The organism is Treponema bryantii, from assembly GCF_036492245.1.
In the GTDB taxonomy this organism is placed as follows: Bacteria; Spirochaetota; Spirochaetia; order Treponematales; family Treponemataceae; genus Treponema_D; species Treponema_D bryantii_C.
The window spans coordinates 465,057-489,974 of record NZ_AP025286.1 but is presented as its reverse complement, the minus strand read 5'-3'; the positions used below and the strand labels follow the sequence as shown (position 1 = coordinate 489,974).

At 41.9% G+C, this 24,918-nt stretch carries 34 protein-coding genes and 2 tRNA genes; 1 reads left to right on the top strand and 35 read right to left on the bottom strand.

Features of this window, described 5'->3' with window-relative positions; all coding sequences use genetic code 11:
* Positions 1-3: 3 nt before the first annotated feature.
* From rplO to AABJ44_RS02435, 35 genes are all read right to left on the bottom strand, one after another.
* Positions 4-486, bottom strand: a complete 483-nt coding sequence (rplO, locus tag AABJ44_RS02605) for a 50S ribosomal protein L15 (RefSeq protein WP_338370323.1) — start codon at positions 484-486, stop codon at positions 4-6.
* Between the two features lies 1 nt (position 487).
* Complete coding sequence (rpmD, locus tag AABJ44_RS02600) at positions 488-670, bottom strand: 50S ribosomal protein L30 (RefSeq protein ID WP_074641231.1); 183 nt, start codon at positions 668-670, stop codon at positions 488-490.
* Positions 671-673: 3 nt separating this feature from the next.
* Entirely contained in the window at positions 674-1,189 is a 516-nt protein-coding gene (rpsE, locus tag AABJ44_RS02595; protein ID WP_074641232.1) for a 30S ribosomal protein S5, read from the bottom strand.
* Positions 1,190-1,197: 8 nt separating this feature from the next.
* Entirely contained in the window at positions 1,198-1,560 is a 363-nt protein-coding gene (gene rplR / locus AABJ44_RS02590; protein WP_074641234.1) for a 50S ribosomal protein L18, read from the bottom strand.
* Between the two features lie 11 nt (positions 1,561-1,571).
* Entirely contained in the window at positions 1,572-2,111 is a 540-nt protein-coding gene (gene rplF / locus AABJ44_RS02585; RefSeq protein ID WP_074641236.1) for a 50S ribosomal protein L6, read from the bottom strand.
* A gap of 15 nt (positions 2,112-2,126) precedes the next feature.
* The gene (gene rpsH / locus AABJ44_RS02580) at positions 2,127-2,525 is read right to left on the bottom strand and encodes a 30S ribosomal protein S8 (RefSeq protein ID WP_074641238.1); all 399 of its coding nucleotides are present in this window, start codon (positions 2,523-2,525) and stop codon (positions 2,127-2,129) included.
* Positions 2,526-2,534: 9 nt separating this feature from the next.
* Positions 2,535-2,720: a type Z 30S ribosomal protein S14 gene (locus tag AABJ44_RS02575; RefSeq protein WP_074641239.1), complete on the bottom strand. Its 186-nt coding sequence runs from the start codon at positions 2,718-2,720 to the stop codon at positions 2,535-2,537.
* Between the two features lie 7 nt (positions 2,721-2,727).
* Entirely contained in the window at positions 2,728-3,279 is a 552-nt protein-coding gene (rplE, locus tag AABJ44_RS02570) for a 50S ribosomal protein L5 (protein WP_022931789.1), read from the bottom strand.
* Positions 3,279-3,593, bottom strand: a complete 315-nt coding sequence (gene rplX / locus AABJ44_RS02565) for a 50S ribosomal protein L24 (RefSeq protein WP_074641241.1) — start codon at positions 3,591-3,593, stop codon at positions 3,279-3,281. The genes rplE and rplX overlap by 1 nt, the downstream gene beginning before the upstream one ends.
* A 12-nt stretch (positions 3,594-3,605) precedes the next feature.
* A complete protein-coding gene (rplN, locus tag AABJ44_RS02560) occupies positions 3,606-3,974 on the bottom strand; it encodes a 50S ribosomal protein L14 (protein WP_022931791.1) in 369 nt (122 codons plus the stop codon).
* 17 nt (positions 3,975-3,991) lie between these two features.
* A complete protein-coding gene (gene rpsQ, locus AABJ44_RS02555; protein WP_074641242.1) occupies positions 3,992-4,267 on the bottom strand; it encodes a 30S ribosomal protein S17 in 276 nt (91 codons plus the stop codon).
* Positions 4,268-4,277: 10 nt separating this feature from the next.
* Entirely contained in the window at positions 4,278-4,490 is a 213-nt protein-coding gene (gene rpmC, locus AABJ44_RS02550; protein WP_022931793.1) for a 50S ribosomal protein L29, read from the bottom strand.
* A gap of 10 nt (positions 4,491-4,500) precedes the next feature.
* Positions 4,501-4,920 (bottom strand): 50S ribosomal protein L16, encoded by a 420-nt coding sequence (gene rplP, locus AABJ44_RS02545; RefSeq protein ID WP_074641244.1) that lies wholly within the window; start codon positions 4,918-4,920, stop codon positions 4,501-4,503.
* Between the two features lie 2 nt (positions 4,921-4,922).
* Positions 4,923-5,666 (bottom strand): 30S ribosomal protein S3, encoded by a 744-nt coding sequence (gene rpsC / locus AABJ44_RS02540; protein ID WP_074641246.1) that lies wholly within the window; start codon positions 5,664-5,666, stop codon positions 4,923-4,925.
* 1 nt (position 5,667) lies between these two features.
* Entirely contained in the window at positions 5,668-6,024 is a 357-nt protein-coding gene (gene rplV / locus AABJ44_RS02535; RefSeq protein ID WP_022931796.1) for a 50S ribosomal protein L22, read from the bottom strand.
* A gap of 16 nt (positions 6,025-6,040) precedes the next feature.
* Positions 6,041-6,322 (bottom strand): 30S ribosomal protein S19, encoded by a 282-nt coding sequence (rpsS, locus tag AABJ44_RS02530; protein ID WP_022931797.1) that lies wholly within the window; start codon positions 6,320-6,322, stop codon positions 6,041-6,043.
* A gap of 17 nt (positions 6,323-6,339) precedes the next feature.
* Positions 6,340-7,164, bottom strand: a complete 825-nt coding sequence (gene rplB, locus AABJ44_RS02525; protein WP_022931798.1) for a 50S ribosomal protein L2 — start codon at positions 7,162-7,164, stop codon at positions 6,340-6,342.
* 26 nt (positions 7,165-7,190) lie between these two features.
* Positions 7,191-7,475, bottom strand: a complete 285-nt coding sequence (locus AABJ44_RS02520; RefSeq protein WP_074641247.1) for a 50S ribosomal protein L23 — start codon at positions 7,473-7,475, stop codon at positions 7,191-7,193.
* Positions 7,475-8,113, bottom strand: a complete 639-nt coding sequence (rplD, locus tag AABJ44_RS02515; protein ID WP_074641249.1) for a 50S ribosomal protein L4 — start codon at positions 8,111-8,113, stop codon at positions 7,475-7,477. The genes AABJ44_RS02520 and rplD overlap by 1 nt, the downstream gene beginning before the upstream one ends.
* Before the next feature lie 10 nt (positions 8,114-8,123).
* Positions 8,124-8,744, bottom strand: coding sequence for a 50S ribosomal protein L3 (rplC, locus tag AABJ44_RS02510; RefSeq protein ID WP_074641251.1), 621 nt, complete (start codon positions 8,742-8,744; stop codon positions 8,124-8,126).
* A gap of 117 nt (positions 8,745-8,861) precedes the next feature.
* Positions 8,862-9,170, bottom strand: a complete 309-nt coding sequence (gene rpsJ, locus AABJ44_RS02505; protein ID WP_022931802.1) for a 30S ribosomal protein S10 — start codon at positions 9,168-9,170, stop codon at positions 8,862-8,864.
* A gap of 73 nt (positions 9,171-9,243) precedes the next feature.
* The gene (tuf, locus tag AABJ44_RS02500; RefSeq protein ID WP_074641252.1) at positions 9,244-10,428 is read right to left on the bottom strand and encodes an elongation factor Tu; all 1,185 of its coding nucleotides are present in this window, start codon (positions 10,426-10,428) and stop codon (positions 9,244-9,246) included.
* A gap of 629 nt (positions 10,429-11,057) precedes the next feature.
* The gene (gene rpsG / locus AABJ44_RS02495) at positions 11,058-11,528 is read right to left on the bottom strand and encodes a 30S ribosomal protein S7 (protein WP_074641254.1); all 471 of its coding nucleotides are present in this window, start codon (positions 11,526-11,528) and stop codon (positions 11,058-11,060) included.
* A 12-nt stretch (positions 11,529-11,540) separates the two neighbouring features.
* Positions 11,541-11,915, bottom strand: a complete 375-nt coding sequence (gene rpsL / locus AABJ44_RS02490; protein ID WP_074641255.1) for a 30S ribosomal protein S12 — start codon at positions 11,913-11,915, stop codon at positions 11,541-11,543.
* 205 nt (positions 11,916-12,120) lie between these two features.
* A complete protein-coding gene (gene rpoC / locus AABJ44_RS02485; RefSeq protein WP_074641257.1) occupies positions 12,121-16,425 on the bottom strand; it encodes a DNA-directed RNA polymerase subunit beta' in 4,305 nt (1,434 codons plus the stop codon).
* Positions 16,418-19,975, bottom strand: a complete 3,558-nt coding sequence (gene rpoB / locus AABJ44_RS02480; protein ID WP_338370322.1) for a DNA-directed RNA polymerase subunit beta — start codon at positions 19,973-19,975, stop codon at positions 16,418-16,420. The genes rpoC and rpoB overlap by 8 nt, the downstream gene beginning before the upstream one ends.
* Before the next feature lie 172 nt (positions 19,976-20,147).
* Positions 20,148-20,528, bottom strand: a complete 381-nt coding sequence (gene rplL / locus AABJ44_RS02475; protein WP_074641260.1) for a 50S ribosomal protein L7/L12 — start codon at positions 20,526-20,528, stop codon at positions 20,148-20,150.
* Between the two features lie 152 nt (positions 20,529-20,680).
* Positions 20,681-21,196, bottom strand: a complete 516-nt coding sequence (gene rplJ, locus AABJ44_RS02470) for a 50S ribosomal protein L10 (protein ID WP_074641262.1) — start codon at positions 21,194-21,196, stop codon at positions 20,681-20,683.
* Positions 21,196-21,873, bottom strand: coding sequence for a 50S ribosomal protein L1 (gene rplA, locus AABJ44_RS02465; protein ID WP_074641264.1), 678 nt, complete (start codon positions 21,871-21,873; stop codon positions 21,196-21,198). The genes rplJ and rplA overlap by 1 nt, the downstream gene beginning before the upstream one ends.
* A 1-nt stretch (position 21,874) precedes the next feature.
* Positions 21,875-22,306: a 50S ribosomal protein L11 gene (rplK, locus tag AABJ44_RS02460; protein ID WP_074641266.1), complete on the bottom strand. Its 432-nt coding sequence runs from the start codon at positions 22,304-22,306 to the stop codon at positions 21,875-21,877.
* A gap of 157 nt (positions 22,307-22,463) precedes the next feature.
* Positions 22,464-23,042 (bottom strand): transcription termination/antitermination protein NusG, encoded by a 579-nt coding sequence (gene nusG, locus AABJ44_RS02455; RefSeq protein ID WP_074641267.1) that lies wholly within the window; start codon positions 23,040-23,042, stop codon positions 22,464-22,466.
* A 12-nt stretch (positions 23,043-23,054) separates the two neighbouring features.
* Positions 23,055-23,237, bottom strand: a complete 183-nt coding sequence (gene secE, locus AABJ44_RS02450) for a preprotein translocase subunit SecE (RefSeq protein WP_074641269.1) — start codon at positions 23,235-23,237, stop codon at positions 23,055-23,057.
* Positions 23,238-23,258: 21 nt separating this feature from the next.
* Positions 23,259-23,331, bottom strand: a tRNA-Trp gene (locus AABJ44_RS02445).
* A gap of 39 nt (positions 23,332-23,370) precedes the next feature.
* Positions 23,371-23,547 carry a 50S ribosomal protein L33 gene (gene rpmG / locus AABJ44_RS02440; protein WP_074641270.1) on the bottom strand — a complete coding sequence of 59 codons (177 nt, stop codon included), beginning with the start codon at positions 23,545-23,547 and terminating at the stop codon, positions 23,371-23,373.
* 45 nt (positions 23,548-23,592) lie between these two features.
* Positions 23,593-23,665 (bottom strand) — tRNA-Thr (locus AABJ44_RS02435).
* A 222-nt stretch (positions 23,666-23,887) separates the two neighbouring features.
* Between AABJ44_RS02435 and epsC the strand changes: the two genes are divergently transcribed.
* Positions 23,888-24,757: a serine O-acetyltransferase EpsC gene (gene epsC / locus AABJ44_RS02430; protein WP_338370321.1), complete on the top strand. Its 870-nt coding sequence runs from the start codon at positions 23,888-23,890 to the stop codon at positions 24,755-24,757.
* Positions 24,758-24,918: the final 161 nt, after the last annotated feature.

The window sequence follows — 24,918 nt, the reverse complement described above, 5'->3', positions numbered from 1 at the left end:
GCCTTATTTTGCTTCTTCAGCAGATGCTTCAGCAGTTTTTACTGAACCACCAGCTTTTTCGATTTTTGCTTTTGCAGATTCAGAAACTTTGTCAACAACAACGTTCAATTTCTTTGTAACTTCGCCGTTTCCAAGAATCTTTACGAGAGGAGCACTCTTCAAAGAGATGAATCCCTTTGCTGCGAGAGCTGCCTTATCTACAGTTGCGCCATCATCGAATTTTGCATCAAGAAGCTCAACATTTATACATACATATTCTTTCTTAAAAGGATAGTTTGAGAAACCTTTGCGTGCAATACGTCTGTAAAGAGGCATCTGTCCACCTTCAAAACCTACGTAAGGACCAGCCTTACCAGATCTTGACTGCTGACCTTTGTTACCCTTACCAGCAGTTGTACCGAGTCCTGAAGAAGAACCACGTCCAACACGCTTAGGATTTTTGTTAGCACCCTGAGGAGCGCTAAGAATTGGATTATACTCTGCCATTTTAGATCTCCTCTACCTTTACAAGGTGTGATACAGCAGCAACCATACCGCGAACAGCGTCTGTGTCTGGGAGTGTGTTAGAAGAAGAAATCTTCTTAAGTCCAAGACTGCGAACTGTTGCTTTCTTTTCTGGTTTCTGACCAATAACGCTTCTAATTAATGTAACTTTCAACTGCTTAGCCATACATTAACCCCACAATTCGTCCAGAGTTTTACCTCTGTTGGCAGCAACCTTCTTTGCGTCCATAAGCTTTGAGATAGCGTCGAATGTTGCGCGAACAACATTTACTGCTGAGTTAGACCCCAAAGACTTAGACTGAACGTCTGTTGCACCAGCTGCATCCATAATTGCACGTACAGTACCACCAGCGATAATTCCAGTACCGGAACAAGCTGGCATAAGCAATACTTCAGAACTCTTGTATTTACCAATGATTTCGTGTGGCAAAGTGCCGTTCTTCATAGGAATTACTACAAGATTTCTCTTTGCACGATCAATACTCTTCTTAATAGCTTCAGATACGTCGTTAGCTTTACCAAGACCATATCCTACGCGACCTTTTCCATCTCCAACAACAGTAAGAGCAGAGAAAGACATACGACGTCCACCCTTTACAGTCTTACATGTTCTGTTAAGAGTAACGAGCTTTTCTACAAACTCCTTCTCTTTTGGATCTTTATCAAAGTTTTTCTGATGTTCCATAGTAACTCCTAGAATTCGATACCAGCTTTACGGGCACCATCAGCGAAAGCTTTTACAACACCATGGTACAAGTAACCATTTCTGTCGAATACAACCTTAGTTACATTCTTGTCCTTAAGGCGTGCTCCGAAAGCTTCACCAAGCTTTGCAGCTCCATCAGTATTTGGCTTAAGAGCAGCAAATTCTTTTTCCAAAGTTGAGATTGAAGCTAAAGTCTTTCCTTCATTATCATCAATTACCTGTACTGAAATATTCTTGTTACTGCGAGTGATAGTCATTCTTGGTCTCTCAGCAGTTCCGAAAATTGACTTACGGATATGAATCTTTCTGTGCAAGCGTTTTCTGTTTTTATCGTTCATCTTCTTAAACATATAGCTTCACCTTATTTAACACCAGTCTTACCGACTTTACGTCTGATAACTTCGTTGTCATAACGAATACCCTTTCCTTTGTAAGGTTCAGGTTTTCGTAACTTACGAATCTGAGAACTGAATTCTCCAACCAACTGCTTGTCGATACCTGAAATTGTAAGCTTTCCATCTGGAGTTGCAACAACTGTAAGTCCTTCTGGAATGATTGCAATGTAGTCACTTGAGTAACCGAGGTTCATTACAAGCTCTTTACCCTTTACTTCTGCACGGTAACCAACACCAGTGATAACAAGAGTCTTTGTAAAGCCTTCTGTTACACCTTTTACCATGTTGTTGAGCAAACTTCTGTAAAGTCCATGATAAGCATTTGTCTGCTTAGCATTGTTCTTAGTTGTAAGAACTACTTCAGTTCCTTCAACCTTGATTTCAATTTCATCATGGAAGCTCTGCTTAAGTTCACCCTTTGGACCTTTTACAGAAATAACACCGTTTGCAACGTTTACTGTTACACCTGCTGGAATAGCAACAGGAAGTTTACCTACTTTAGACATTTCTTCCTCCCCCTATTACCAAACAGTACATACCAATTCGCCACCAACCATCTTTTCAGAAGCTTTCTTACCAGTTGTTACACCAGCTGAAGTTGAAACGATGATTGTACCATAACCGTTATAAACGCGTGGCAAATCTTTGTAACCAGAATAAACGCGGCGACCAGGTGTAGAAATCTTCTTAACACCGTGGATTACCGGATTATTATCATCATCATATTTCAAGAAAATGCGAAGTGTGTTCTTTCCTTCTTCCTGAATCTTCTTAAAGTTTTTGATGTATCCTTCTGTCTTGAGAATCTTTACGATTTCAAGCTTAAGTTTTGATGCAGGAACATCTACTTTCTCGTGGCGGGCCATAGCCGCATTACGAACCTTTGTGAGCATGTCTGCTACTGGATCTGATGCACTCATTCTATTCTCCTACCAACTAGATTTTGTTACGCCAGGAAGCTGGCCTTCGCTTGCCAATTTGCGGAAGCAGATACGACACATCTTAAACTTACGCAAATATCCACGTGGACGACCGCAAATCTGACAGCGGTTATACTGTCTTGTTTCGTACTTAGGTTTGCGGGCTGCTTTAATTAACAATGATTTCTTTGCCATACTTCACCTACTTGCGGAAAGGCATATTGAACTTAGTAAGAAGTGCTTTTGCTTCAGCATCAGTGTTTGCACTTGTTACAAAAGTGATATTCATACCAGCGATCTTTGTGATCTTATCGAAGTCGATTTCTGGGAATATCAACTGTTCAGTAATACCAACTGAGAAATTTCCGTGTCCGTCAAAACCAGTTGCTTTGATTCCGCGGAAATCCTTAATACGTGGGAATGCAACATTGATGAGACGATCAAGAAACTCATACATAATGTCACCACGCAATGTTACCATTGCGCCCACTTCATTGCCCTCACGCAGTTTGAAGTTAGCGATACTCTTCTTTGCCTTTGTCTTAACAGCCTTCTGACCTGTGATTGCTGTGAGGTCAGCTACTGCGGCATCAAGGAGTTTCTTATTTGTGAGAGCTTCACCAACACCCATACTTACAACAATCTTCTTAATTGCAGGAATCTGCATTGGAGTTGTGTAGCTGAACTCTTTCATAAGAGCAGGTGCGATTTCGTCTTTATAGACTTTCTTAAGCCGAGGTACGTAATTTGCCATTACAGAACATCTCCACATTTACGGCAAACGCGAACTTTCTTGTCGCCGTCGATTTTATAACCAATCTTTGTAGGACCGCATTTTTTACATACGATTGCTACATTTGAAATATTAAGAGGAGCTTCGATCTCAGCGATACCGCCCTGATCCTGCTGGCTTCTCTTCTTCATTGCCTTCTTAACGATATTTACACCAGAAACAACAACACGTTCTTTCTTGAGGTCAACGCGAACAACTTCTCCGCGCTTTCCCTTATCTTTTCCGGCAATTACCTCTACTGTATCGTTCTTGCGGATTTTTGATTTAGTCAACATATTCATTTCTCCTTAAAGAACTTCCGGAGCAAGTGAAATGATCTTCATAAAGTCCATATCACGGAGCTCGCGAGCTACAGGTCCGAAAATACGCTTTCCCTTAGGGTTCTTGCTATCGTCTACGATAACACAAGCGTTATCATCGAAACGGATATAAGTTCCGTCTGGGCGACGGTATTCCTTTGCCTGACGTACAATTACAGCTTTCTCAATTGTACCCTTTTTGATAGTAGATGTAGGAATTGCATCCTTAATAGCTACTACTACGATATCGCCGATACCAGCGTATCTGCGATGTGAACCGCCGATAACCTTAATACACTGAGCAATTTTAGCTCCAGAGTTATCAGCAACTGTCATACATGACTGCATCTGAATCATAATCTTAACTCCTTCGCTTATTTAGCACGCTCAATGATTTCTGCAAGGCGCCAGCACTTGTCTTTGCTAAGCGGTCTACATTCAACGATACGTACTGTATCTCCTATATGAGCATCATTATTTTCATCATGTGCCATATACTTCTTTGATCTGGTAACATACTTCTTGTAAAGACGGTCCATCTTCTTTGATGAAATTGTTACGACAATTGTTTTATCCATTTTGTCTGATGTAACAAGACCAACAAATGAACGTTTTGCAGCCTTTACAGTCTGAACAGTATTCTCTTCCACGGTTCAGCTCCTACTTATTTTCTCCGGCGAGTTCTTTCGCACGGATGAACGTATTAAGGCGTGCGATTTCGCGGCGCATTGTACGTTTCTGCATTGGGTTATCTACATGAGAAATCACCATCTTGAAACGGAGATCCATGTATTCCTTTTTCAGCTCGTCACGTTTAGCTACGAGTTCTTTATAAGACAGTTCTTTATCGTTCTTTTTCTTTGAATCAGCCATCTTATTCCTCCTAGTCGCGTGTTGGCTTTACAGCAATCTTTGTAATAACTGGAAGCTTATCTGCAGCAAGCTCAAGAGCTCTGTGTGCGAGATTGATATCTACGCCTCCAACTTCAAACAAAATCATACCCGGTTTGATAACAGCTGCCCAATGATCTGGAGCACCTTTACCCTTACCCATACGAACTTCAGCTGGTTTCTTTGTAATTGGCTTGTCTGGGAATACACGAATCCAAACATTACCTTTACGATCCAACTTACGGTTGATGGCAATACGGGCTGCCTCAATTACTCTGGCATCAAGCCAGGTTGGTTCCATTGCAACAAGTGCGATGTCACCAAAATCAATGTGATTATCGCGTGTCGCATTTCCTTTTTCGCGACCGCGCTGTACCTTACGGTGAATTACTCTTTTTGGACTAAGTGGCATAACTAACTCCTTGCCTTTTTAGCAGGTTCAGAACCCTCAGTCTTTTCAGCTGCCTGACGAGCTGGACGTCTTGGTTTCTTAACGAGCTGACCAGCATCTTCATTGTGGTCGATACCATAGTTCATACCGTTGTAAACCCATACTTTAATACCGATTTTACCGTATGTAGTAAGAGCTTCGTATGTTCCATAGTCGATATCAGCACGAAGAGTATGAAGAGGTACACGTCCTTCCTTGTGCTCTTCAGTACGAGACATATCTGCTCCACCGAGACGACCACTAAGACGAACCTTTACACCCTGTGCACCAGCACGCATAGCATTGCTTACTGCCTGTTTCATAGCCTTGCGGAATGAACCACGGCCAACAAGCTGACGACCAACATTCTGAGCAATCAAGCTGGCATTCAAATCTGCACGCTTAATTTCCTTAATCTTGATCTGAACTTTCTTTGTAAGCTGCTTCTGAATATCTGCACTAATCTTTTCGATTGATGCACCTTTAACACCAATAATTACACCTGGACGAGCTGTGTGAATTACGATTGTAACGCGCTGTGGATGGCGAACAATCTCAATCTCAGCTATATCAGCATTTTTACACTCTGGGAGTTCAGATACCATTTTACGGATCTTAATATCTTCGAGAACTAAATCTGCATATTCACGTGGATCTGCATACCAGCGTGACTGCCATGTCTTGTTTACACCTAAGCGCAAACCAATAGGATTAACTTTCTGTCCCACTTTATTCCCCCGCCTTCTCGTCAACGATGACGGTAATATGACACATACGCTTCAAAAGCTGATCTGCACGACCACGTGCGCGGAACCATACTCTCTTGAGTCTTGGACCTTCATCAACTCTGATTTCTTTTACGTAAAGCATATCTTCATCCAACTTACTGTTCTGGTTAAGTGCATTTGCAGCAGCAGACTTCAAAGTAGCGCTAATCAAAGTTGCACCTTTCTGTGGCATGTTTGCCAAGATAGCCATAGCTTCAGTGTAGGATTTCTGATTAATTACATGTGCAACAGGACGAACCTTTGTTGGAGATGCAATCAGGAACTTAGAAGTGGCTACATAACCTTTTTTCTCAGCCATAATATCCACCTATTTATTAGCCTTTAGAGGCAGTTTTGTCTGAACCACCATGGCCCTTGAATGTACGAGTTGGTGCAAATTCACCAAGCTTATGTCCAACAAGGTTTTCTGTAATATATACAGGAATCCATGATTTACCATTATAAACAGAGATTGTGTTTCCAACCATCTCTGGGATTATTGTAGAGCAGCGAGAATATGTTTTAATCATTTTTCTGTCTGCTTCTTTATTCATTGCCTGAACCTTTTTGTAAAGTGATTTCTCTACAAATGGTCCTTTCTTAACAGATCTTGACACGATTATCTCCTCGCCAACTACTTCTTACGACGACTAACAATGAACTTGCTAGAAGTCTTTCTCTTGTTACGAGTCTGGTAGCCCTTACAAGGCTGTCCCCAAGGAGTAACTGGGTTACGTCCCTTACCAGCACCTTCACCACCACCAAGTGGATGATCAACCGGGTTCATAGCCATACCACGTACTGTTGGGCGGATACCCATCCAGCGCTTATGACCAGCTTTACCGAGCTTAACGTTCATGTGCTCTTCATTACCTACAACACCGATTGTAGCGTAGCACTTTCCGTTAATCTTTCTCATTTCACTTGAAGGCAAGCGAACGATAACGTAGTCACCTTCGCGACCTGCAATCATTGCACTAGCACCAGCAGAACGAACAAGCTGTCCACCCTGACCAAGTGTCAATTCAATGTTATGAATAGTGAAACCAACTGGAATTGCATTCAGAGGAAGTGCATTTCCAACTGTTGGAGCTGCATTTTCGCCAGAAATAATCTTCTGACCAACCTGCAATCCCTTTGGAGCGATGATATAACGTTTATCACCGTCAGCATAATAAATCAAAGCGATGTTAGCACTTCTGTTTGGATCGTATTCGATTGTCTTTACGGTTCCAGGAATTCCGTGCTTATCACGTTTGAAATCTATATCACGATAGCGTCTCTTGTGACCGCCGCCCTGATGACGTACAGAAATACGACCACCAGCTCCGCGTCCTGCATGAGACTTACGACCTGACACCAAAGTTTTCTCGGGTCTATCAGTTGTCAGTTCGTCACGACGCAAGTCAACACGTCCACGTGTACCTGCTGTCATTGGCTTAAATACTTTAAGAGCCATTTTATATCCCCTTAATTCCTACCAGATTATACACCTTCGAAAGCTGCAATTGTTTCGCCTTCAGCGATACGTACGATAGCTTTCTTGTAAGATGCAGTACGACCTGGTTTTCCACGAAGTCGTTTCATTTTTCCAAGCACATTCATTGTTGTGCAGTCAACTACTTTTACCTTAAACAAGCGTGTTACAGCTTCTTTAATCTGTGTCTTTGTAGCATCTGGGCGAACGATGAAAACATATTTGTTCTGTTCACGCAACATGCTTGCCTTTTCAGAAACAACAGGCTTAATAAGAATATCTTCGTAATTCATTATTTAGCCTCCTTATCTTCAGCATAAAAGTCAGACAGATTCTTTACTGCAGACTCAAGAATGATTACCTTGCGTCCATAGAAAAGTGTGTGTGCTTCAAGACGATTATAAGCAAGGAATGAGAGGTTAGGAATATTGCGTCCTGCCTGCTTGATCTTTGCATCATCATCTTTAAGGATAAGAACTGTTCTTTCGTCTTTAGCAAAGTTCTTAAGAATAGATACTAAGTCCTTTGTTTTTCCGCTTTCTACAGTAAAATCCTCTACAACAGTAAGTCTGTCGCCCTGAGCGTGTGAGCTCAAGATTGACTTCATTGCAAGTCTTTTTTCTTTCTTTGGAATTGAATAGCTGAAATCTCTTGGTTTTGGTCCGAAAATTGTACCACCACCTACTGTGATTGGAGACTTCTTATCACCGCGACGTGCATTACCAGTACCCTTCTGTTTGTAAGGCTTATTGTTTGAACCATGTACTTCAGCGCGAGTCTTAGTACAAGCAGTACCAACACGTCTGTTAGCTAATTCGTTTGTAATAGCGTAATAGATTACGTCGTCATTAACTGGAAGACCGAATACTTTATCATCAAGAGTGATTGTACGCAGTTCTTTACCAGAAGTTGAATATACTTTCTTTTCCATATTCTATCTCCTATTTCTTTACTGCGGACTTCACGATGAGTGTACAGTCCTTATTTCCAGGAACAGCACCGCGAACCATAATTACTTTGAGCTCTGGATCAACTTTAACAATCTTCAGATTCTGCACAGTAACTCTTTTGAATCCCATGTGTCCAGGAAGCTTAATATTCTTGAATGAGTGACCTGGAGTTGTACATTCTCCTGTACCACCCGGCTCACGATGGAACTTAGAACCGTGTGTAGCACGTCCACCATGGAAGCCCCATCTCTTCATAACACCCTGGAAACCCTTACCTTTTGATGTAGCTGTTACATCGAGGAAACGACTACCTTCAAAGAGCTCAAGACCAACAACATCTCCAATATTTACTTCTTTTTCGAAGTTGCGGAACTCTTTCAAGTGGCGCTTTGGAGTAATGTTCTCTGGGAATTGTCCGGCATATGCCTTGCTTGCTCTTGAAGCTTTCATATCATCAAGACCAAGAACAACTGCATCATAACCGCAATTTTCCTTTGTTTTCTTGGCAACAACAACATTTGGCTCGACCTGGATTACGGTTACTGGTGTCAGATTTCCGCTTTCGTCGAATATCTGTGTCATGCCAACTTTCTTTGCAATCAGACCTTTCATTCTGATATCTCCTATTTGGGATTTTGCTACTAACTATTCACAAAACTCCCTTAATATTCTCAGGCCGTCATCCCAAATCCAGAGGGACCGTACCTATTAAACTAAAAAAAACTGTAATTACTGTGTAATTACTACATCTACACCGGCAGGAAGCTCAAGCTTCATCAGTGAATCCATAACGTCCTGTGAAGGATTCATTATGTCAATAAGGCGTTTGTGTGTACGCATTTCAAACTGCTCACGTGACTTCTTGTTTACGTGTGGTGAGCGAAGTACAGTCACCTTGTTGATTCTTGTAGGAAGAGGGATAGGGCCAGAAACCTTTGCTCCCGCTTTCTGTACTGTCTGCACGATGGCTTTAGCACTCTGGTCGATCAGAACTGCATCAAATGCACGAAGTCTGACACGAATCTTTCCATTAGCCATTTAATTTTACTCCTTTTTCACAACTAACAGACCGATAAGCAATACCAGCCTGTTAGTTTGAAAAAAATCTTAACTATTCGATAATCTTTGTTACCTGTCCAGAAGCGATTGTGTGACCGCCTTCACGGATAGCGAGTTTAAGACCTTCGTCCATAGCGATTGGGTGAATAAGTTCACCGATAACCTTTACGTTATCACCTGGTTTTACCATGTCTGTACCAGCTTCGAGTTCGATTGTACCAGTAATATCTGTAGTTCTGAAGTAGAACTGTGGGCGATATCCTGTGAAGAATGGAGAGTGACGTCCCCCCTCTTCCTTTGAAAGTACATAAATCTGAGCTTCGAACTTTGTATGTGGAGTGATAGACTTTGGTGCAGCAAGAACCTGTCCGCGAACAACGTCTTTCTTTTCAATACCACGGAGGAGGATACCAACGTTATCACCAGCCATACCCTGATCAAGAGTCTTCTGGAACATTTCGATACCTGTTACAGTTGTATCAGCTGTTGGGCGGATACCTACGATCTGTACAGCATCGTTCATGTTTACAACACCACGCTCGATCTTTCCTGTTACTACAGTACCACGACCAGAGATAGTGAAGATGTCTTCGATTGGCATCAAGAATGGTTTCTGATCATCACGAACTGGATCATCGAACCATGTATCCATAGCTGTAAGGAGTTCTTCGATACAAGCTGTGTTTTCTGGAGTTGCATCATTCAAAGCCTTGAATGCAGAACCCTTAATGATTGGTGTATCAGCAGAGAATCCATACTCCTGGAGAGTATCTTTTACTTCTTCTACTACGAGTTCGAGAAGATCTGGATCATCAACCTGGTCAACTTTGTTCAAGAATACGATGATCTTTGGTACACCTACCTGACGAGCGAGAAGCAAGTGCTCACGTGTCTGTGGCATAACTGAGTCTGGAGCAGATACTACGAGGATAGAACCATCCATCTGAGCAGCACCAGTAATCATGTTCTTAATGTAGTCAGCATGTCCTGGACAGTCGATATGAGCATAGTGTCTCTTGTCAGACTGATATTCCAAGTGACGAGTGTTGATTGTGATACCACGTTCCTTCTCTTCTGGAGCGTTATCAATTTCGTCATACTTAAGGGCCTTATCACCATATTTGTTAGCACAATATGAAGTGATAGCAGCTGAAAGTGTAGTCTTACCATGGTCTACGTGACCAATAGTACCAACGTTCATGTGAGGTTTAGTTCTAACGAACTTCTCCTTTGCCATGTTTTTCTCCTTGCCGGATTTAATTTCGTCCTGACCCGGCATATTTATTTTTTATGTGCTGCACTTTAAGCCAGAATATACAAACTTCCTTTACCAGGAGTCAGCATATTCGCAGACACACTATTTGAATGAGAAGATAATAATTGATAGAAACGGATAAGAAACATATTTCAAAAACATTCCATATTATTCGAAATGTTCCAACCCGGTACCACCGATCATTATCATCTGATTGACAACTGGTCTGGTATATTCGAGTTTGCCTTTAGCGGCGTCAGGAATACCCATAATCTGTTGTCTATATAATAATCACCAACGGTGAAAATTAACCGCATTAAGGGCCGCAACTACCTGAAAATCATTTCTGATTAACTTTACGGTGATGCCAGATCTGAATGACTATTTTCAATCAAACCTGCCTGACTTCTCAAAGAACCCAATACCCCTGTAAATTCAAAAAAGGGCAAGTTCAAACAATATACAAAATTTAAAAAATAAATTCAAGAGCAATTCTTGAGTTTTATTGAAAATAATGTAGTTTTTCGCATTCTTTTCAATATACAATTTAAATAAAAAAACGGGCGGCACACAAAAGCACCTCCCGTTTTATAAATCAGGCAGCTATTAAACTACCATCTGTAGTGAGCGAAAGCCTTGTTAGCTTCAGCCATCTTATGTACATCTTCACGCTTCTTGTAAGCAGTACCTGTATTGTTGTAAGCATCAAGAAGTTCAGCAGCAAGTGTATCTGCCATTCCGTGTCCGCTTCTTGAACGAGCTGCATCAATAATCCATCTCATTGCAAGTGCTTCACGACGTGATTCACGGATTTCCATTGGAACCTGGTAAGTAGCACCACCAACGCGGCGTGACTTAACTTCTACCATTGGCTTTACATTTTCAAGAGCCTTAAGAAGCACTTCCAAAGGATCCTTGTCTGTCTTAGCCTTAAGATTATCCATTGCCTCGTATACGATCTTTGTACAGATAGATTTCTTTCCGTCAAGCATCATACGGCAAACGAATTTTGAAACAACCTTTGAGTTGTATTTTACATCCGGCAACATCGGACGTTCGATTGATTTCTTATGTCTTCCCATCTTAGTCCTCCATTATGCCTTTGGCTTCTTAGCACCGTACTTAGAGCGTCCGCGCTTGCGGTCTTCAACTCCAAGAGTATCTTTTGTACCACGGATGATATGATAACGTACACCAGGGAGGTCCTTTACACGACCACCGCGTACTAATACTACTGAGTGTTCCTGCAAGTTGTGTCCAATACCTGGAATGTATGCAGTAACTTCAATACCATTTGACAAACGAACACGCGCAATCTTTCTGAGCGCTGAGTTTGGTTTCTTAGGTGTCTGAGTCATTACACGTGTGCAAACACCACGTTTCTGTGGACAGCCTTCAAGAGCTGGAGCTTTTGTTCTGTTTGCAGCAGACTTACGACCCTGATGAATTAATTGATTAATTGTAGGCATCGCCTAGTTCTCCTGTTTGTTCCGGTCAGCACCCCGGAAATATTTCAAAACCCTTCAAAAAGGATAGGTTTAACGATTATAGTAAATTCAAAAAATGAATTCAATACAAATTCTTTGAAATTCTATGAATTTCATGTAAAAAAGCGCAGTGGCTTTGAATTCCTCTCCACCACCGCGCTTTTTTTTAAGTTTTATGACTATTTAATTAGTCATTATCATCAGCTTCAAAACTTGGTTCTTCAAGCTGTGATTCCTGTTCAGCCTCAAGCTTACGGCGTTCAAGAATCTCGTTCATCTGAGCGTCAAGGTCACGGTCGCTGTCATCAAACAGCTTGATGTCCTTGTAATTCTTGATACCTGTACCAGCAGGAATCATATGACCGATTGCAACGTTTTCCTTGATTCCATGAAGTCCATCTGTAGCACCAGAAATTGCAGCGTTTGTAAGAACGCGTGTTGTTTCCTGGAATGAAGCTGCAGAAATGAATGAGTCAACTCCAAGAGAAGCCTTTGTAATACCCTGGAACATTGGACGTCCAACAGCTGGCTGTCCACCGGCAGCGATTACACGCTCATTCTCTTCATGGAACTTATATTTATCAACCTGCTGACCGAAGATGAACTTTGTATCTCCAACAGATACGATTTCAATCTTGCGGAGCATCTGGCGTACGATAATACCGATATGCTTATCGTTGATGTCTACACCCTGCTGGCGGTAAACGTTCTGGATTTCATCCATAAGATAATTCTGAAGAGCGTTTTCACCGAGGATTGCAAGTACATCCTGTGGATTTGGAGATCCGGCACAGAGCTGTTCACCAGCTTCTACCTTATCGCCATCACGTACAAGCATACGCTTTGTCATTGGAACAAGGTGCTCGAACTTCTTACCATATTCATCAGTAATAGAAATTACGCGCTTTCCTTTGCGAACATCCTTAAACTCAACTGTACCAGAAATCTGTGCAAGTACACATGGATTCTTTGGTTTGCGAGCTTCGAAGAGTTCAGATACACGAGGAAGACCACCAGTAATATCCTGTGACTTCTGTGCTTCCTTGTTCATCTTAGCAATCATATCACCAGCTTTAACCGGCTTTTTGTCATCTACGAGAAGGATGGCACCAGCTGGGAGGAAGTAGTTACCCTGTGGGTTACCAGCTTCATCAGTGATGATGATACGTGGCTGCTTAACATCAAGGTGAAGATCTGTGATGTAGCGTTCTGTCTTACCTGTCTGAAGGTCAACCTTCTCTTCAAGTGTAGAACCTACGATTACGTCTTCAAAGTGGATGTATCCGTCGCTTTCTGCAAGAATAGGCTCGATGAACTGTTCGAATTCACCAATTACTTCGCCCTTCTTGACCATAGCGCCAGCCTTTGTGAAGATTGTAGAACCGTTAGAGATTTCAATCTTCTGCTCTTTACTTGTGATGTAAATTACACCGTCGCCCTTAACAACCTTACCGTTAACACCGGCAATAACTTCCTTGCCCTTGTGCTTAAGGATTGGGTCACCACGCATAAGGCTCTTTCCATCTTCAATAAGAAGTTCATCTTCTGAAGTGAACTTAATCTTATCAAGGATACGGATAACAGTCATGAAACCTTTACGTGTAAAGAGCCACTTGTCATTCTTAACAACGTGTGTACCTTCAATATTCTTAATGAAAGCATCGAACTTAAGAACGATCTTGTTATCGTTTGTTGACATCTCAGCCGCACCACCCGAGTGGAAGGTACGAAGTGTAAGCTGTGTACCTGGCTGACCGATTGACTGAGCAGCGATAATACCGACTGCTTCACCAATTTCAACAATCTTATTACGTGCAAGGTTCTTACCATAACACTTAACACAAATACCGTGCTTAGCTTCACATGTAAGAACTGTGCGGAGTTTAACCTTTTCAACACCAGCAGCTTCAATCTTCTTAGCCATAGCTTCGTCGATGTACTGGTTTACGTCGCAGATCAATTCACCCTTAGCGTTTACAACACGCTCAATTGTGTAGTGACCTTCAATACGCTTGCTGAGAGGAACCTTAATTTCATCTCCCTCTTTGATAGCAGTGTAGTCAATACCGTTGATTGTACAGCAATCTTCTTCGTTGATTACTACATCCTGAGCAACATCAACAAGACGACGTGTCATGTAACCGGCATCGGCTGTCTTAAGCGCTGTATCCGAAAGACCCTTACGAGAAGCGTTAGTTGAAATGAAGTATTCAATAACGGAAAGTCCTTCGTAGAAGTTTGACTTAATAGGGAGCTCGATAATATCTCCGTTAGGCTTAGTCATCAAACCACGCATTGCGGCAAGCTGAGAAATCTGTCCACGAGAACCGCGGGCACCAGACTTAGCCATCATGTAGATTGTGTTAAAGCCCTGCTTATCTTTCTCAAGATTATCCATCATGAGGTTTGTAAGCTTTTCGTTAGTACGAGCCCAGATGTTTGTTACACGCTGATATCTTTCTTCTGCGGTAATAACACCCTTTCCATACTGGTTGATAATATCTTCAACATCCTTGTTAGCCTGAGCCATGATTTCCGGCTTTTCATCAGGAACGAGGATATCCTTCATACAAAGTGTCGCACCGTAGAATGTAGCGTTCTTGTAACCAACATCCTTGATTGCATCGTGCATCTGGATTGTGAGCCAAGATCCCTTTGTATGATATACATGCTCGATCATCTTCTTCAAAGACTTATCGAACATCTGGCGGTTTACATATTCAATTTCTGCAGGCATTGCTTCGTTGAAAGCAAGACGTCCTGCTGAAGTTTCAATAAGATCACCCTTCTTGAATGTCTGAGTTCCACCAAGGAATCCGTCATCACCCTTAACCTTAAGAGCATCTGCATCGAATGAATCCTTAGGAGCTGGAACCTTAATAAGAGCCTGCCATTCAATTGCACCAAGTTCAGCAGCCATACGTACTTCATCTGGTGTAGAGAAGCGCTTGCCTGTTCCCTTAGCATTAGGTTTGATAGCAGTCATATAGTAGATACCAAGTACCATGTCCTGAGATGGAGCAACGATTGTGTTACCGTTAGCTGGGTCAAGGAGGTTTCTTGCAGAAAGCATCAATGTCCAGCATTCCATCTGAGCAGCCTGTGTAAGAGGTACGTGGATAGCCATCTGGTCACCATCGAAGTCGGCGTTGAAAGCTTTACATGCGAGTGGGTGAAGCTTAAGAGCTTTTCCTTCTACAAGTACAGGTTCGAATGCCTGGATACCAAGACGGTGAAGAGTAGGCGCACGGTTCAACATAACTGGGTGCTCTTTAACTACTTCATCAAGAATTGCATATACTTCTGGAGACTCAGACTCTACGAGAGCCTTAGCCTTCTTAATATTAAATACTACGTCCTTGTCTACGAGCTTCTTCATAAGGAATGGCTTGAACAATTCAAGAGCCATCTTTGTAGGAAGACCGCACTGCCAGAGCTTCAATTCTGGTCCAACAACGATTACCGAACGTCCAGAGTAGTCAACACGCTTACCAAGAAGGTTCAAGCGGAAACGTCCCTGCTTACCTTTGAGCAGGTCAGAAATTGACTTAAGTGGGCGGTTTGAAGCACCCTTAACAGCACGCTTTCTCTTTGTGTTGTCGAACAATGCATCAACTGCTTCCTGAAGCATACGCTTTTCGTTGCGGATGATGATGTCTGGAGCAGAAAGCTGCTGAAGTCTCTTAAGACGGTTATTACGGTTAATAACACGGCGGTAGAGGTCGTTCAAGTCAGATGTTGCGAAACGTCCACCATCGAGCTGAACCATTGGACGAAGCTCAGGAGGAATAACTGGAATTACATCCAGAATCATCCATGAAACTTTATTTCCAGAAGCGCGGAAGTTCTCAACGATTTCAATACGGCGGAGAAGTCTCTTGTCAGACTTAGCACCCTTTTCAATCATCTTTGCACGGAGCTCTGCTGCAAGTTCGTCGAGGTCAAGGCGTTCAAGCATAGTCTTGATAGCCTCAGCACCCATATCTGCTGTGAAAGCAGAACCTGCATAGTGCTCAAGAGCTTCCTGATATTCTTCTTCTGTAAGGAGCTGTCCTTTCTTAAGGTCAGTATCTCCTGCATCAATTACGATATATTTTTCGTAGTACAAAACCGAACGGAGAGCTGCAACCTGAAGGTCGAGCAAAAGACCCATACGGCTTGGAACTGAACGATAGTACCAGATATGGCTTACAGGTGCTGCAAGCTCAATGTGTCCTGTACGTTCACGGCGAACCTTGAAGTGAGTAACTTCAACACCACAGCGGTCACAAATTACACCCTTATAACGGATAGACTTGAACTTACCGCAGTAACATTCCCATTCCTTAGTTGTACCGAAAATTCTTTCACAGAATAGACCGTCTTTCTCTGGGCGGAGAGTTCTGTAGTTTATAGTCTCAGGCTTTTTTACCTCACCATAAGACCATGAACGAATAGTCTCTGGAGAAGCCAGTTTAATCTTTAAGCTGTCAAAATCCTGCACATCACGCATTTGCATCCTCCTTATCAAAACCGGAAGCATTCTTGTCAATCAGTTCCTGATCACGTTCTGTAAGAGCAATCTGCTTACCCTTAGCATCATAAATTGTGAAATCAAGAGCCAAACCACGGAGTTCCTGTACCAATACGTTGAATGATTCTGGAATTCCGATTGGAGATGAAGGGTCGCCCTTAACGATAGATTCGTAAATCTTAGAACGTCCGTTCATATCATCAGACTTAATAGTCATCATTTCCTGGAGTGTGTTAGCAGCACCGTAAGCTTCGAGTGCCCAAACCTCCATTTCTCCAAGACGCTGACCACCAAACTGTGCCTTACCACCAAGAGGCTGCTGTGTAACGAGAGAGTAAGGACCGGTAGAACGAGCATGCATCTTGTCATCAACAAGGTGATGAAGCTTCATATAATAGATAACACCAACGAAGATTGGGTTTACGAAAGGTTCACCAGTACGTCCGTCGTGTACAATCTGTTTACAGTCTGTAGAAATCTTAAGTCCTGTTCCGGCAACTGCCTTGTTAGCTTCTTCGAGCTTAGCTTCGATCATCTTCTGAGAAGGTGATTCGAATACTGGAACTTCAAAGAACTGGTTGAGGTACTTACCTGCAATACCAAGTTCAGACTCAAGAATCTGTCCGATGTTCATTCGGGAAGGTACACCAAGTGGGTTCAAACAAACGTCGAGTGGAGTACCATCTTCGAGATATGGCATATCTTCAACAGGGAGAATACGTGAAACAACACCCTTGTTTCCGTGGCGTCCGGCCATCTTATCACCTTCGCGAAGCTTACGCTTGTTAGCAATAAGAACCTTAACTACCTTATCTACACCTGGGAGCAGATCGTCACCTTCAAGGCGGCTCATCTGCTGAATATCAATTACAACACCTTCAATTCCGTGTGGAACGCGAAGTGAAGAATCACGAACTTCCTTAGCCTTTTCACCGAAAATTGAGTTCAAAAGCTTGAACTCTGGAGTTGTTTCTGTTTCAGATTTTGGAGTAACCTTACCAACAAGGATATCTCCAGAACGAACCTTAGCACCAATACGGATGATACCTTCTGAGTCGAGGTTAGCAAGAGCTTTCTCGGCTGTGTTAGGAATATCACGTGTAATACGCTCTGGTCCAAGCTTTGTCTCACGGATTTCAATCTGGAACTCTTTAATATGGATAGATGTATACATATCTTCGCGAACAACGCGCTGAGAAATAAGTACAGCATCCTCATAGTTATAACCATTCCAAGGTACGAATCCTACGAGAATATTACGTCCGAGAGCAAGCTCTCCGTTGAATGTTGCTGGTCCGTCAGCAAGTACATCACCTGCTTTTACCTTTTCACCAACATTAACTGTAGGACGCTGGTGGTTACATGTATCGTTGTTAGTTCTCTGATACTTCAAGAGGCTGTATTCATCAACTGCCTTAGAACCATCAACTTTAACCTTAATCAATTCACTTGAAACGAAGATTACTTCACCATCATGCTTAGCCTTGATAAGAACACCAGAGTCATAAGCACACTTTCTTTCCATACCAGTACCAACGTGTGGTGGTTCTGGGAAGAGAAGAGGTACAGCCTGACGCTGCATGTTACAACCCATGAGCGCACGGTTAGCATCGTCATGCTCAAGGAATGGAATCAAAGAAGCAGAAACAGAAATTACCTGGCGTGGAGAAACATCGATGTACTGAACGTCCTTTGGAGAACGCTGAGTATAGTTACCACGGTTACGACAAGAAATTGTTTCTGTAGGGAATGAACCATCCTTCTTCATTCCTTCAACAACCTGACCAATGTAGTACTTATCCTCATCCATAGCAGAAAGGTATTCAACTTCTGCAGTTGCCTTTCCGTTTACTACCTTGCGGTATGGAGCTTCAAGGAATCCGTAATCATTGATGCGTGTGTACATAGCGAGAGATACGATAAGACCGATATTCGGACCTTCAGGAGTCTCGATAGGACACATGCGTCCATAGTGTGAATAGTGTACGTCACGAACTTCGAAACCAGCGCGGTCACGTGAAAGACCACCAGGTCCGAGAGCGTTAAGACGACGTTTATGAGTAAGTTCAGCCAGAGGGTTAATCTGATCCATGAACTGTGAAAGCTGAGATGAACCAAAGAACTCTTTGATAGCAGCTACGATAGGTTTGATAGAAATCAAATCCTGTGGCTTCATTGTATCAGTTTCTTTGAGACTCATTCTTTCCTTAGCAATGCGTTCCATTCTTGCAAATGCAGACTTAAGCTGATTTGTCATCAACTCGCCTACAGAACGGATACGGCGGTTTCCAAGGTGGTCGATATCGTCAATCTGTTCTTCACCAATGTAAACCTTGATAAGGAACTTCATTGTGTTGATGATATCATCCTTAATAAGAGTGAAATCTTTTACATCATCTGAGTAATCAAACTTCTTGTTGAGTTTGTAACGACCAACACGACCGAGGTCATAGCGGCGCTCAGAGAAGAACAATGAGTTGAGGTCTTTTTCAGCCTGCTCAACTGTCATTGGCTCACCTGGCTGAAGGATTGCATATACAGCAGCGAGACAATCTTCTTTAGTTGGTTCGTTATCTACAGAACCTTCTTTTACAAACTTAACTTCCTCACGTTCGAAACAGTTGATAATCATCTGTGAATCGAGAGAAGTATTCTTTTCATCACCATTAGAATTGCTGCGTGTATCGAAACGGATTACGCAGATTTCTTCGATTTTGTTTGCAACGAGGTCATCGATATCATGTGGATGAAGCTTTGTTCCGGCATTGAAAAGTCTCTTTTCGTTACCTTCTTCATCTTTAATAAGAACTGCAGAAGCAAGAACCTTGTCTACAAGTTCATCACCCTTTACAACTTTTACATCTTCTACATCGTAGAAGCAGCGGATGATTTCTTCACGTGTTGAATAACCAAGTGCGCGAAGGAATACTGTACCAAGAATCTTCTTTTTGCGGTCAATCTTTGCAAAAATAAGCTCTTTTTTCTGGTCAATTTCAAATTCAAGCCAAGATCCGCGGTACGGAATAATACGGCTTGAGTAAACACCCTTGTCATGGCAGAAAATTACGCCAGGCGAACGGTGAATCTGGGAAACAACTACGCGTTCAGCTCCGTTGATAACAAATGTACCACGGTCTGTCATAAGCGGAATGTCGCCCATATAGATATCTTTCTGGAGGATTGCTCCAGTCTGAAGGAAATTCAAATTGATACGGGCTTTTAAAGGAACCGAATAAGTAAGTCCCTTCTGCTTGCACTGCAACTCGGTGAACTTCTGGTTCTCCCAGTCGAGCTCATAAAACTCATACTCCAATGACATATCGCCGTTAGGACTTTCGATAGGGAATGTTGAAGTAAATACGTCCTGAAGTCCCTGATTAAGAACTTCTTTCTGCTCTTTCAAGGCTCCTGCCTGAAGGAAATCATCATACGATTTTGTCTGGATTGCGATAAGATCAGGAACATCCATAGCGTGCTGGATGGCCTTTCCATAATTCTGACGGTTGATTGTTCGAGTCTTTGCGAACATCAGATCCCCCTGATGATATTGTGTTTCGGTTTGTTAACTGCTACATGCTGGAAACTCCGCACAGCACAGAAAACACCGATATAAAAAAATGCCATAAATACGACTAAAGGGGATACCCGGCACTTTTACATGCCAGACATCCCCTATAGATAAATTGTCAGATTACTCCGACTTATTTCTTGCTAGCCTTTCCACCAGCTTCTTCGATCTTCTTGATCATTTCGTCAGCGTCAGCCTTGCTTACGCCTTCTTTAAGAGCCTTTGGAGCACCTTCTACGAGTGCCTTAGCTTCACCAAGTCCGAGACCTGTGATTTCACGAACAGCCTTGATTACTGGAATCTTCTTTGCTGCGTCGAATGATTCGAGAGTTACTGTGAACTCTGTCTGCTCTTCAGCACCACCAGCTGCTGCACCTGCTGCAGGACCTGCTGCTACTGCTACTGCTGCTGTTACGCCGAATTTTTCTTCCATTGCTTTTACGAGTTCTGAAACTTCAAGAACTGACATAGATGCGATTGCATCAAGAATCTGATCATTTGTGAGAGCTGCCATATTGTCTTCTCCACTATAAATTAGTTATATTTTCCACCTTTCAGGTGGCCGCAGTTTTAGCTCAACTGAGCCGTTCTGCATTTTACACACGACAGTCGACAGCTATGAAGCCTGAAGTGTGTTATTGTTTGTTGTTTTGAAAGTCAAACTAATTAGTTTGCACCTTCTGCTGCTTTCTTGTCTGCATAAGCCTTCAATGTAGCGGCAAGCTTCTGAGCTGGACCGTTCATTGCAGACATAAGCATAGCGTAAAGCTGCTTCTTTCCAGGAACCTTTGAGTAAGCCTCAATCTTAGCCTGGTCATAGATTTCATTAGCGATGCTAGCACCCTTTACTGCGAGAGCTGGAGCATCTTTTGCAAAGTCGAAAAGAACCTTTGCAACTTCGTTAGAATCTTCTTTAGCCATTGCTACTACAGTAGGGCCTTTGAGATAGTCAGCAACATTTTCTACTTTCATATCTTCAAAAGCGATACGTGCGAAGTTGTTCTTTACAACTTTAAGCACAGCATTCTTCTCACGAAGTTTATCACGAAGAGCAGTAATCTGCTCTACTGTAAGACCGCGATAGTCAGCGAAAATGAAGTCGCTGTAATCAGCAAATGTCTTTTTTGCTTCTTCAATAGCCTGAGCCTTAGCTGGCTGAATTTTCTTTGCTCTTACTGCCATTATTCGCCTTCCTTATAGTCAACCCATACGCCTGGGCCCATAGATGAACTTACAGAAACAGACTTAACAAAACCAGCAGCTGCACCAGCAGGCTTCTTCTTGCTTACTTCAGAAAGAAGAGTATTTACGTTTGCAACAAGCTTATCTGTATCCATAGAACACTTACCAACAGCAATGTGTACGATACCAGTCTTATCAGCACGGAACTCTGTACGACCCTTCTTGAGTTCTGCAACAGCCTGAGCTACGTTAGGAGTTACAGTACCAGTCTTAGGGTTAGGCATCAAACCTTTGCGTCCAAGAACCATACCAAGACGACCTACGTCTTTCATCATATCAGGTGTAGCAACAGCAACGTCGAAGTCCAACCAGCCGTCCTTTACCTTTTCGATATATTCTTCACCTGCGAAAGCAGCACCAGCATCAAGAGCTTCCTTTACCTTGTCTCCCTTACAGAAAACGAGAACTTTCTTTTCACCCTTGAACTGATTTGGGAATACCAATGTATCACGTACAGTAGCATTTTTCTCAAGACGAAGTACTACGTGAGCTTCTACAGTCTCATCGAAGTTAGCAAACTTCATATCCTGAACCATTTTACAAGCTGAAGCTACATCATATTTCTTTGAAAGATCATACTTTGCAGCAGCTGCGTTATATTTCTTTCCATGTTTCATATTACTGCTCCACCTCTACACCCATACTGCGAGCAGTACCGGCAATGATTTTCTTTGCTGCTTCGATATCGTTAGCATTGATATCTGGCATCTTTGTCTTAGCGATTTCTTCCAGGTCTTTCTTAGAAAGAGTAGCAACCTTATTACGAAGAGGGTTTCCTGAACCCTTGTCGAGTTTACAAGCTTTCTTAATAAGAACTGCTGCTGGAGGAGTTTTAAGAATGAATGTGTAAGATTTGTCCTGATATACTGTAATTACTACAGGGATTACAAGACCTTTTTCCATTGACTTAGTTCGATCGTTGAATTCCTGAACGAACTTTGGAGCTGAAACTCCGTGAGGTCCAAGAGCTGGTCCAATTGGAGGAGCTGGTGTTGCTGCTCCTGCAGGACACTGCAATTTAATCACGGCAGTTACTTTCTTTGTAGCCATTTTATTTCTCCCAATGTTGGTGTGAAAGCTTCATATAGAAGTCTTTCTAACGAAATGCCTATGTCCAACGGACTTGCATCTCTCCCAAAAACAGGATCAACCGGTTTGTACTTGGGATACAAACCCCTGAATTTGCTAAATATAAATTATAAAGAACTTAGGCTTTTTCAGCCTGAAGGAAGCTTACTTCTACTGGAGTTGGGCGACCAAAAATCTGAACCTCAACACTAAGCTTCTCTTTTTCCATATTGATTTCTTTTACAGTACCTGTGAATGATGCAAAAGGACCGTCGGCAATCTTAACTACATCGCCAACATTGAATGACTGACGTACACGTACCTGCTTATCACCCTTGATAACACCAGACTTCTGAAGAAGATTCATAGCCTCATCTTTTGTGATTGGCATTGGACGATTCTGACGGCTTACATTTCCAACAAAACCAGTTACACCCTGAATCTTGTACAATTTTGCACAAGTATCTTTCCAGCCAATTTCTGGAAGATCCATTTCAAGCATAATGTAGCCAGGAAGGAACTTATTAGAACGAGTTCTTTTTTTACCATCTTTGATTTCTACAACTTCTTCAACAGGAACCCTTACATCAATTACAACTTCAGGGTCAATTCCTGCATTCTTATCTGTCGGATATTTTTCAAGAAGTGATTTTATTGTACGTTCGATTTTTCCTTCATATCCAGTATAGGTATGAAGAATATACCAGCTTTTAGACATCTCTTTACCGTCCTATTTCATTACAATACGGAACAGCTGAGAAAAACCAAGATCAAGTAAACCAAGTATTACAGCTACTACAATTGTAGAGATGATAACAACTTTAATTGAAGAAATGACATCATCTTTAGTAGGCCATACAACCTTCTTCAACTCTGCTCTGCTTTCTTTAAAAAACTGAATTACCTTAGCCATAACACCTTTCCTTTATAAAATCAGGGCAGGCAGGATTTGAACCCACGACAGGCGGTTTTGGAGACCGCTGCTCTACCAGCTGAACTACTGCCCTATATATCTAAACCGACCGAAGCCGGATAAATATCAAAAATTATTTTGCTTTTGTTTCTTTGTGAAGAATACTCTTCTTGCACCATGGACAATACTTATTCTTCTCAAGTTTGCCTGTGATGTTCTTACGGTTCTTGTAAGTAGTATAATTCTTTCTCTTACATTCTGTGCACTGCAAAGCGATAATTTCAACAGCACCTTTCTTCTTGCTTCCCATATTTAACTCCTAAATATATTCGCTCAAAAAATTTTCAATTTCAAAAGCCCACGTGCAGAATCGGACTGCAGACCTCCACATTACCGATGTGGTGCTCTACCAACTGAGCTACGGGGGCATCATGCAGTATTCCACACTAACTCATAGAAAACATGCGTTCTACGAATATAAACTAAGAAATAATTTTAGTCAATAAAATTCTTCATGAATTTATGAAATTTCACCTGAATTTTTCATAAATTTTATAACTTTTATTTCTATAAACCTATAGAATATATAGATAGAATATTTATATATTCTATGATATTATTTATCATCATTTAAAACAATGGGGTTTTCTATGAATATTGATATGCTGATAGATGGAATTCTGGATTCCTATGACAGATACGGACTCATCAACAGAAACCATACCGAAGATTTTCCAAACAGACAGAATGTAGTTTCGATTCTTTCTGATATTCAGACTGTAATTTTTCCGGGCTTTAAAACTGCAGAAGATATTGATTCTGTAAACATCCGTTATATTACAGGTCAGAAAGTAAACAATATAATCGCTAATCTGACACGCGAAATTCAGAAGGCATTGATTTATACAAAGGCCCAGACCTGCACACATGACGAAATCAATAATATTGCAGAATCACATTGTTTTAAGCTGGCTGAAAAAACAGCTATTGCATTAATAGAAGAAATACCAGAAATCCGCCGCAAGATTCAACTTGATGTAAAAGCAGCCTTTAATGGCGATCCTGCTGCAAAAAGCAACGAGGAAGTAGTTCTTTCTTATCCTGGTCTGGAAGCAATCCTTGTATACCGCATTGCACACTTCCTTTATGAAAACGGAGTACCTATTATTCCTCGTATTATGAGTGAGCATGTTCACGGTAAAACTGGTATTGATATTCATCCGGGCGCAACTATCGGTGAATCTTTCTTTATAGATCACGGAACCGGTGTTGTTATTGGCGAAACCTGTATTATTGGAACAAATGTTAAGATTTATCAGGGTGTAACACTTGGTGCTTTAAGCGTTAAGAAGAATCTTCAGAACAAGAAGAGACACCCTACTATAGAAGATGATGTAACAATTTACGCAAATGCAACAATTCTCGGTGGTGAAACTATTATTGGCCGCGGTTCAACCATTGGCGGTAACACCTGGGTTACAGAAAGCGTGGCAGCCGGATCAGTAATTACACAAGGTTAAATAAAACAAGGTTCCCAGACAGTAACACTAAAAGGGAACCTTGCCGTCCAGCGTTGCTGGACATCGGAGAGAGTTTATCAGCTTATTTACAAGCTGACTTTAATATAATACCATCTTATTCAGATGTCAATAGTTTTGTGAAAATTTCACAAAAATTCCTT

Bases quoted from the DNA above. Each gene is read 5' to 3' on its own strand.
- rplO (WP_338370323.1), bottom strand. From the start codon at position 486: ATGGCAGAGTATAATCCAATTCTTAGCGCTCCTCAGGGTGCTAACAAA.
- rpmD (WP_074641231.1), bottom strand. From the start codon at position 670: ATGGCTAAGCAGTTGAAAGTTACATTAATTAGAAGCGTTATTGGTCAG.
- rpsE (WP_074641232.1), bottom strand. From the start codon at position 1,189: ATGGAACATCAGAAAAACTTTGATAAAGATCCAAAAGAGAAGGAGTTT.
- rplR (WP_074641234.1), bottom strand. From the start codon at position 1,560: ATGTTTAAGAAGATGAACGATAAAAACAGAAAACGCTTGCACAGAAAG.
- rplF (WP_074641236.1), bottom strand. From the start codon at position 2,111: ATGTCTAAAGTAGGTAAACTTCCTGTTGCTATTCCAGCAGGTGTAACA.
- rpsH (WP_074641238.1), bottom strand. From the start codon at position 2,525: ATGAGTGCATCAGATCCAGTAGCAGACATGCTCACAAAGGTTCGTAAT.
- AABJ44_RS02575 (WP_074641239.1), bottom strand. From the start codon at position 2,720: ATGGCAAAGAAATCATTGTTAATTAAAGCAGCCCGCAAACCTAAGTAC.
- rplE (WP_022931789.1), bottom strand. From the start codon at position 3,279: ATGGCAAATTACGTACCTCGGCTTAAGAAAGTCTATAAAGACGAAATC.
- rplX (WP_074641241.1), bottom strand. From the start codon at position 3,593: ATGTTGACTAAATCAAAAATCCGCAAGAACGATACAGTAGAGGTAATT.
- rplN (WP_022931791.1), bottom strand. From the start codon at position 3,974: ATGATTCAGATGCAGTCATGTATGACAGTTGCTGATAACTCTGGAGCT.
- rpmC (WP_022931793.1), bottom strand. From the start codon at position 4,490: ATGGCTGATTCAAAGAAAAAGAACGATAAAGAACTGTCTTATAAAGAA.
- rplP (WP_074641244.1), bottom strand. From the start codon at position 4,920: ATGCCACTTAGTCCAAAAAGAGTAATTCACCGTAAGGTACAGCGCGGT.
- rplV (WP_022931796.1), bottom strand. From the start codon at position 6,024: ATGGCTGAGAAAAAAGGTTATGTAGCCACTTCTAAGTTCCTGATTGCA.
- rplB (WP_022931798.1), bottom strand. From the start codon at position 7,164: ATGGCTCTTAAAGTATTTAAGCCAATGACAGCAGGTACACGTGGACGT.
- AABJ44_RS02520 (WP_074641247.1), bottom strand. From the start codon at position 7,475: ATGAATTACGAAGATATTCTTATTAAGCCTGTTGTTTCTGAAAAGGCA.
- rplD (WP_074641249.1), bottom strand. From the start codon at position 8,113: ATGGAAAAGAAAGTATATTCAACTTCTGGTAAAGAACTGCGTACAATC.
- rplC (WP_074641251.1), bottom strand. From the start codon at position 8,744: ATGAAAGGTCTGATTGCAAAGAAAGTTGGCATGACACAGATATTCGAC.
- rpsJ (WP_022931802.1), bottom strand. From the start codon at position 9,170: ATGGCTAATGGAAAGATTCGTGTCAGACTTCGTGCATTTGATGCAGTT.
- tuf (WP_074641252.1), bottom strand. From the start codon at position 10,428: ATGGCAAAGGAGAAGTTCGTTAGAACTAAACCTCACATGAACGTTGGT.
- rpsG (WP_074641254.1), bottom strand. From the start codon at position 11,528: ATGGGAAGACATAAGAAATCAATCGAACGTCCGATGTTGCCGGATGTA.
- rpsL (WP_074641255.1), bottom strand. From the start codon at position 11,915: ATGCCTACAATTAATCAATTAATTCATCAGGGTCGTAAGTCTGCTGCA.
- rpoC (WP_074641257.1), bottom strand. From the start codon at position 16,425: ATGCGTGATGTGCAGGATTTTGACAGCTTAAAGATTAAACTGGCTTCT.
- rpoB (WP_338370322.1), bottom strand. From the start codon at position 19,975: ATGTTCGCAAAGACTCGAACAATCAACCGTCAGAATTATGGAAAGGCC.
- rplL (WP_074641260.1), bottom strand. From the start codon at position 20,528: ATGGCAGCTCTCACAAATGATCAGATTCTTGATGCAATCGCATCTATG.
- rplJ (WP_074641262.1), bottom strand. From the start codon at position 21,196: ATGGCAGTAAGAGCAAAGAAAATTCAGCCAGCTAAGGCTCAGGCTATT.
- rplA (WP_074641264.1), bottom strand. From the start codon at position 21,873: ATGAAACATGGAAAGAAATATAACGCAGCTGCTGCAAAGTATGATCTT.
- rplK (WP_074641266.1), bottom strand. From the start codon at position 22,306: ATGGCTACAAAGAAAGTAACTGCCGTGATTAAATTGCAGTGTCCTGCA.
- nusG (WP_074641267.1), bottom strand. From the start codon at position 23,042: ATGTCTAAAAGCTGGTATATTCTTCATACCTATACTGGATATGAAGGA.
- secE (WP_074641269.1), bottom strand. From the start codon at position 23,237: ATGGCTAAGGTAATTCAGTTTTTTAAAGAAAGCAGAGCAGAGTTGAAG.
- rpmG (WP_074641270.1), bottom strand. From the start codon at position 23,547: ATGGGAAGCAAGAAGAAAGGTGCTGTTGAAATTATCGCTTTGCAGTGC.
- epsC (WP_338370321.1), top strand. From the start codon at position 23,888: ATGAATATTGATATGCTGATAGATGGAATTCTGGATTCCTATGACAGA.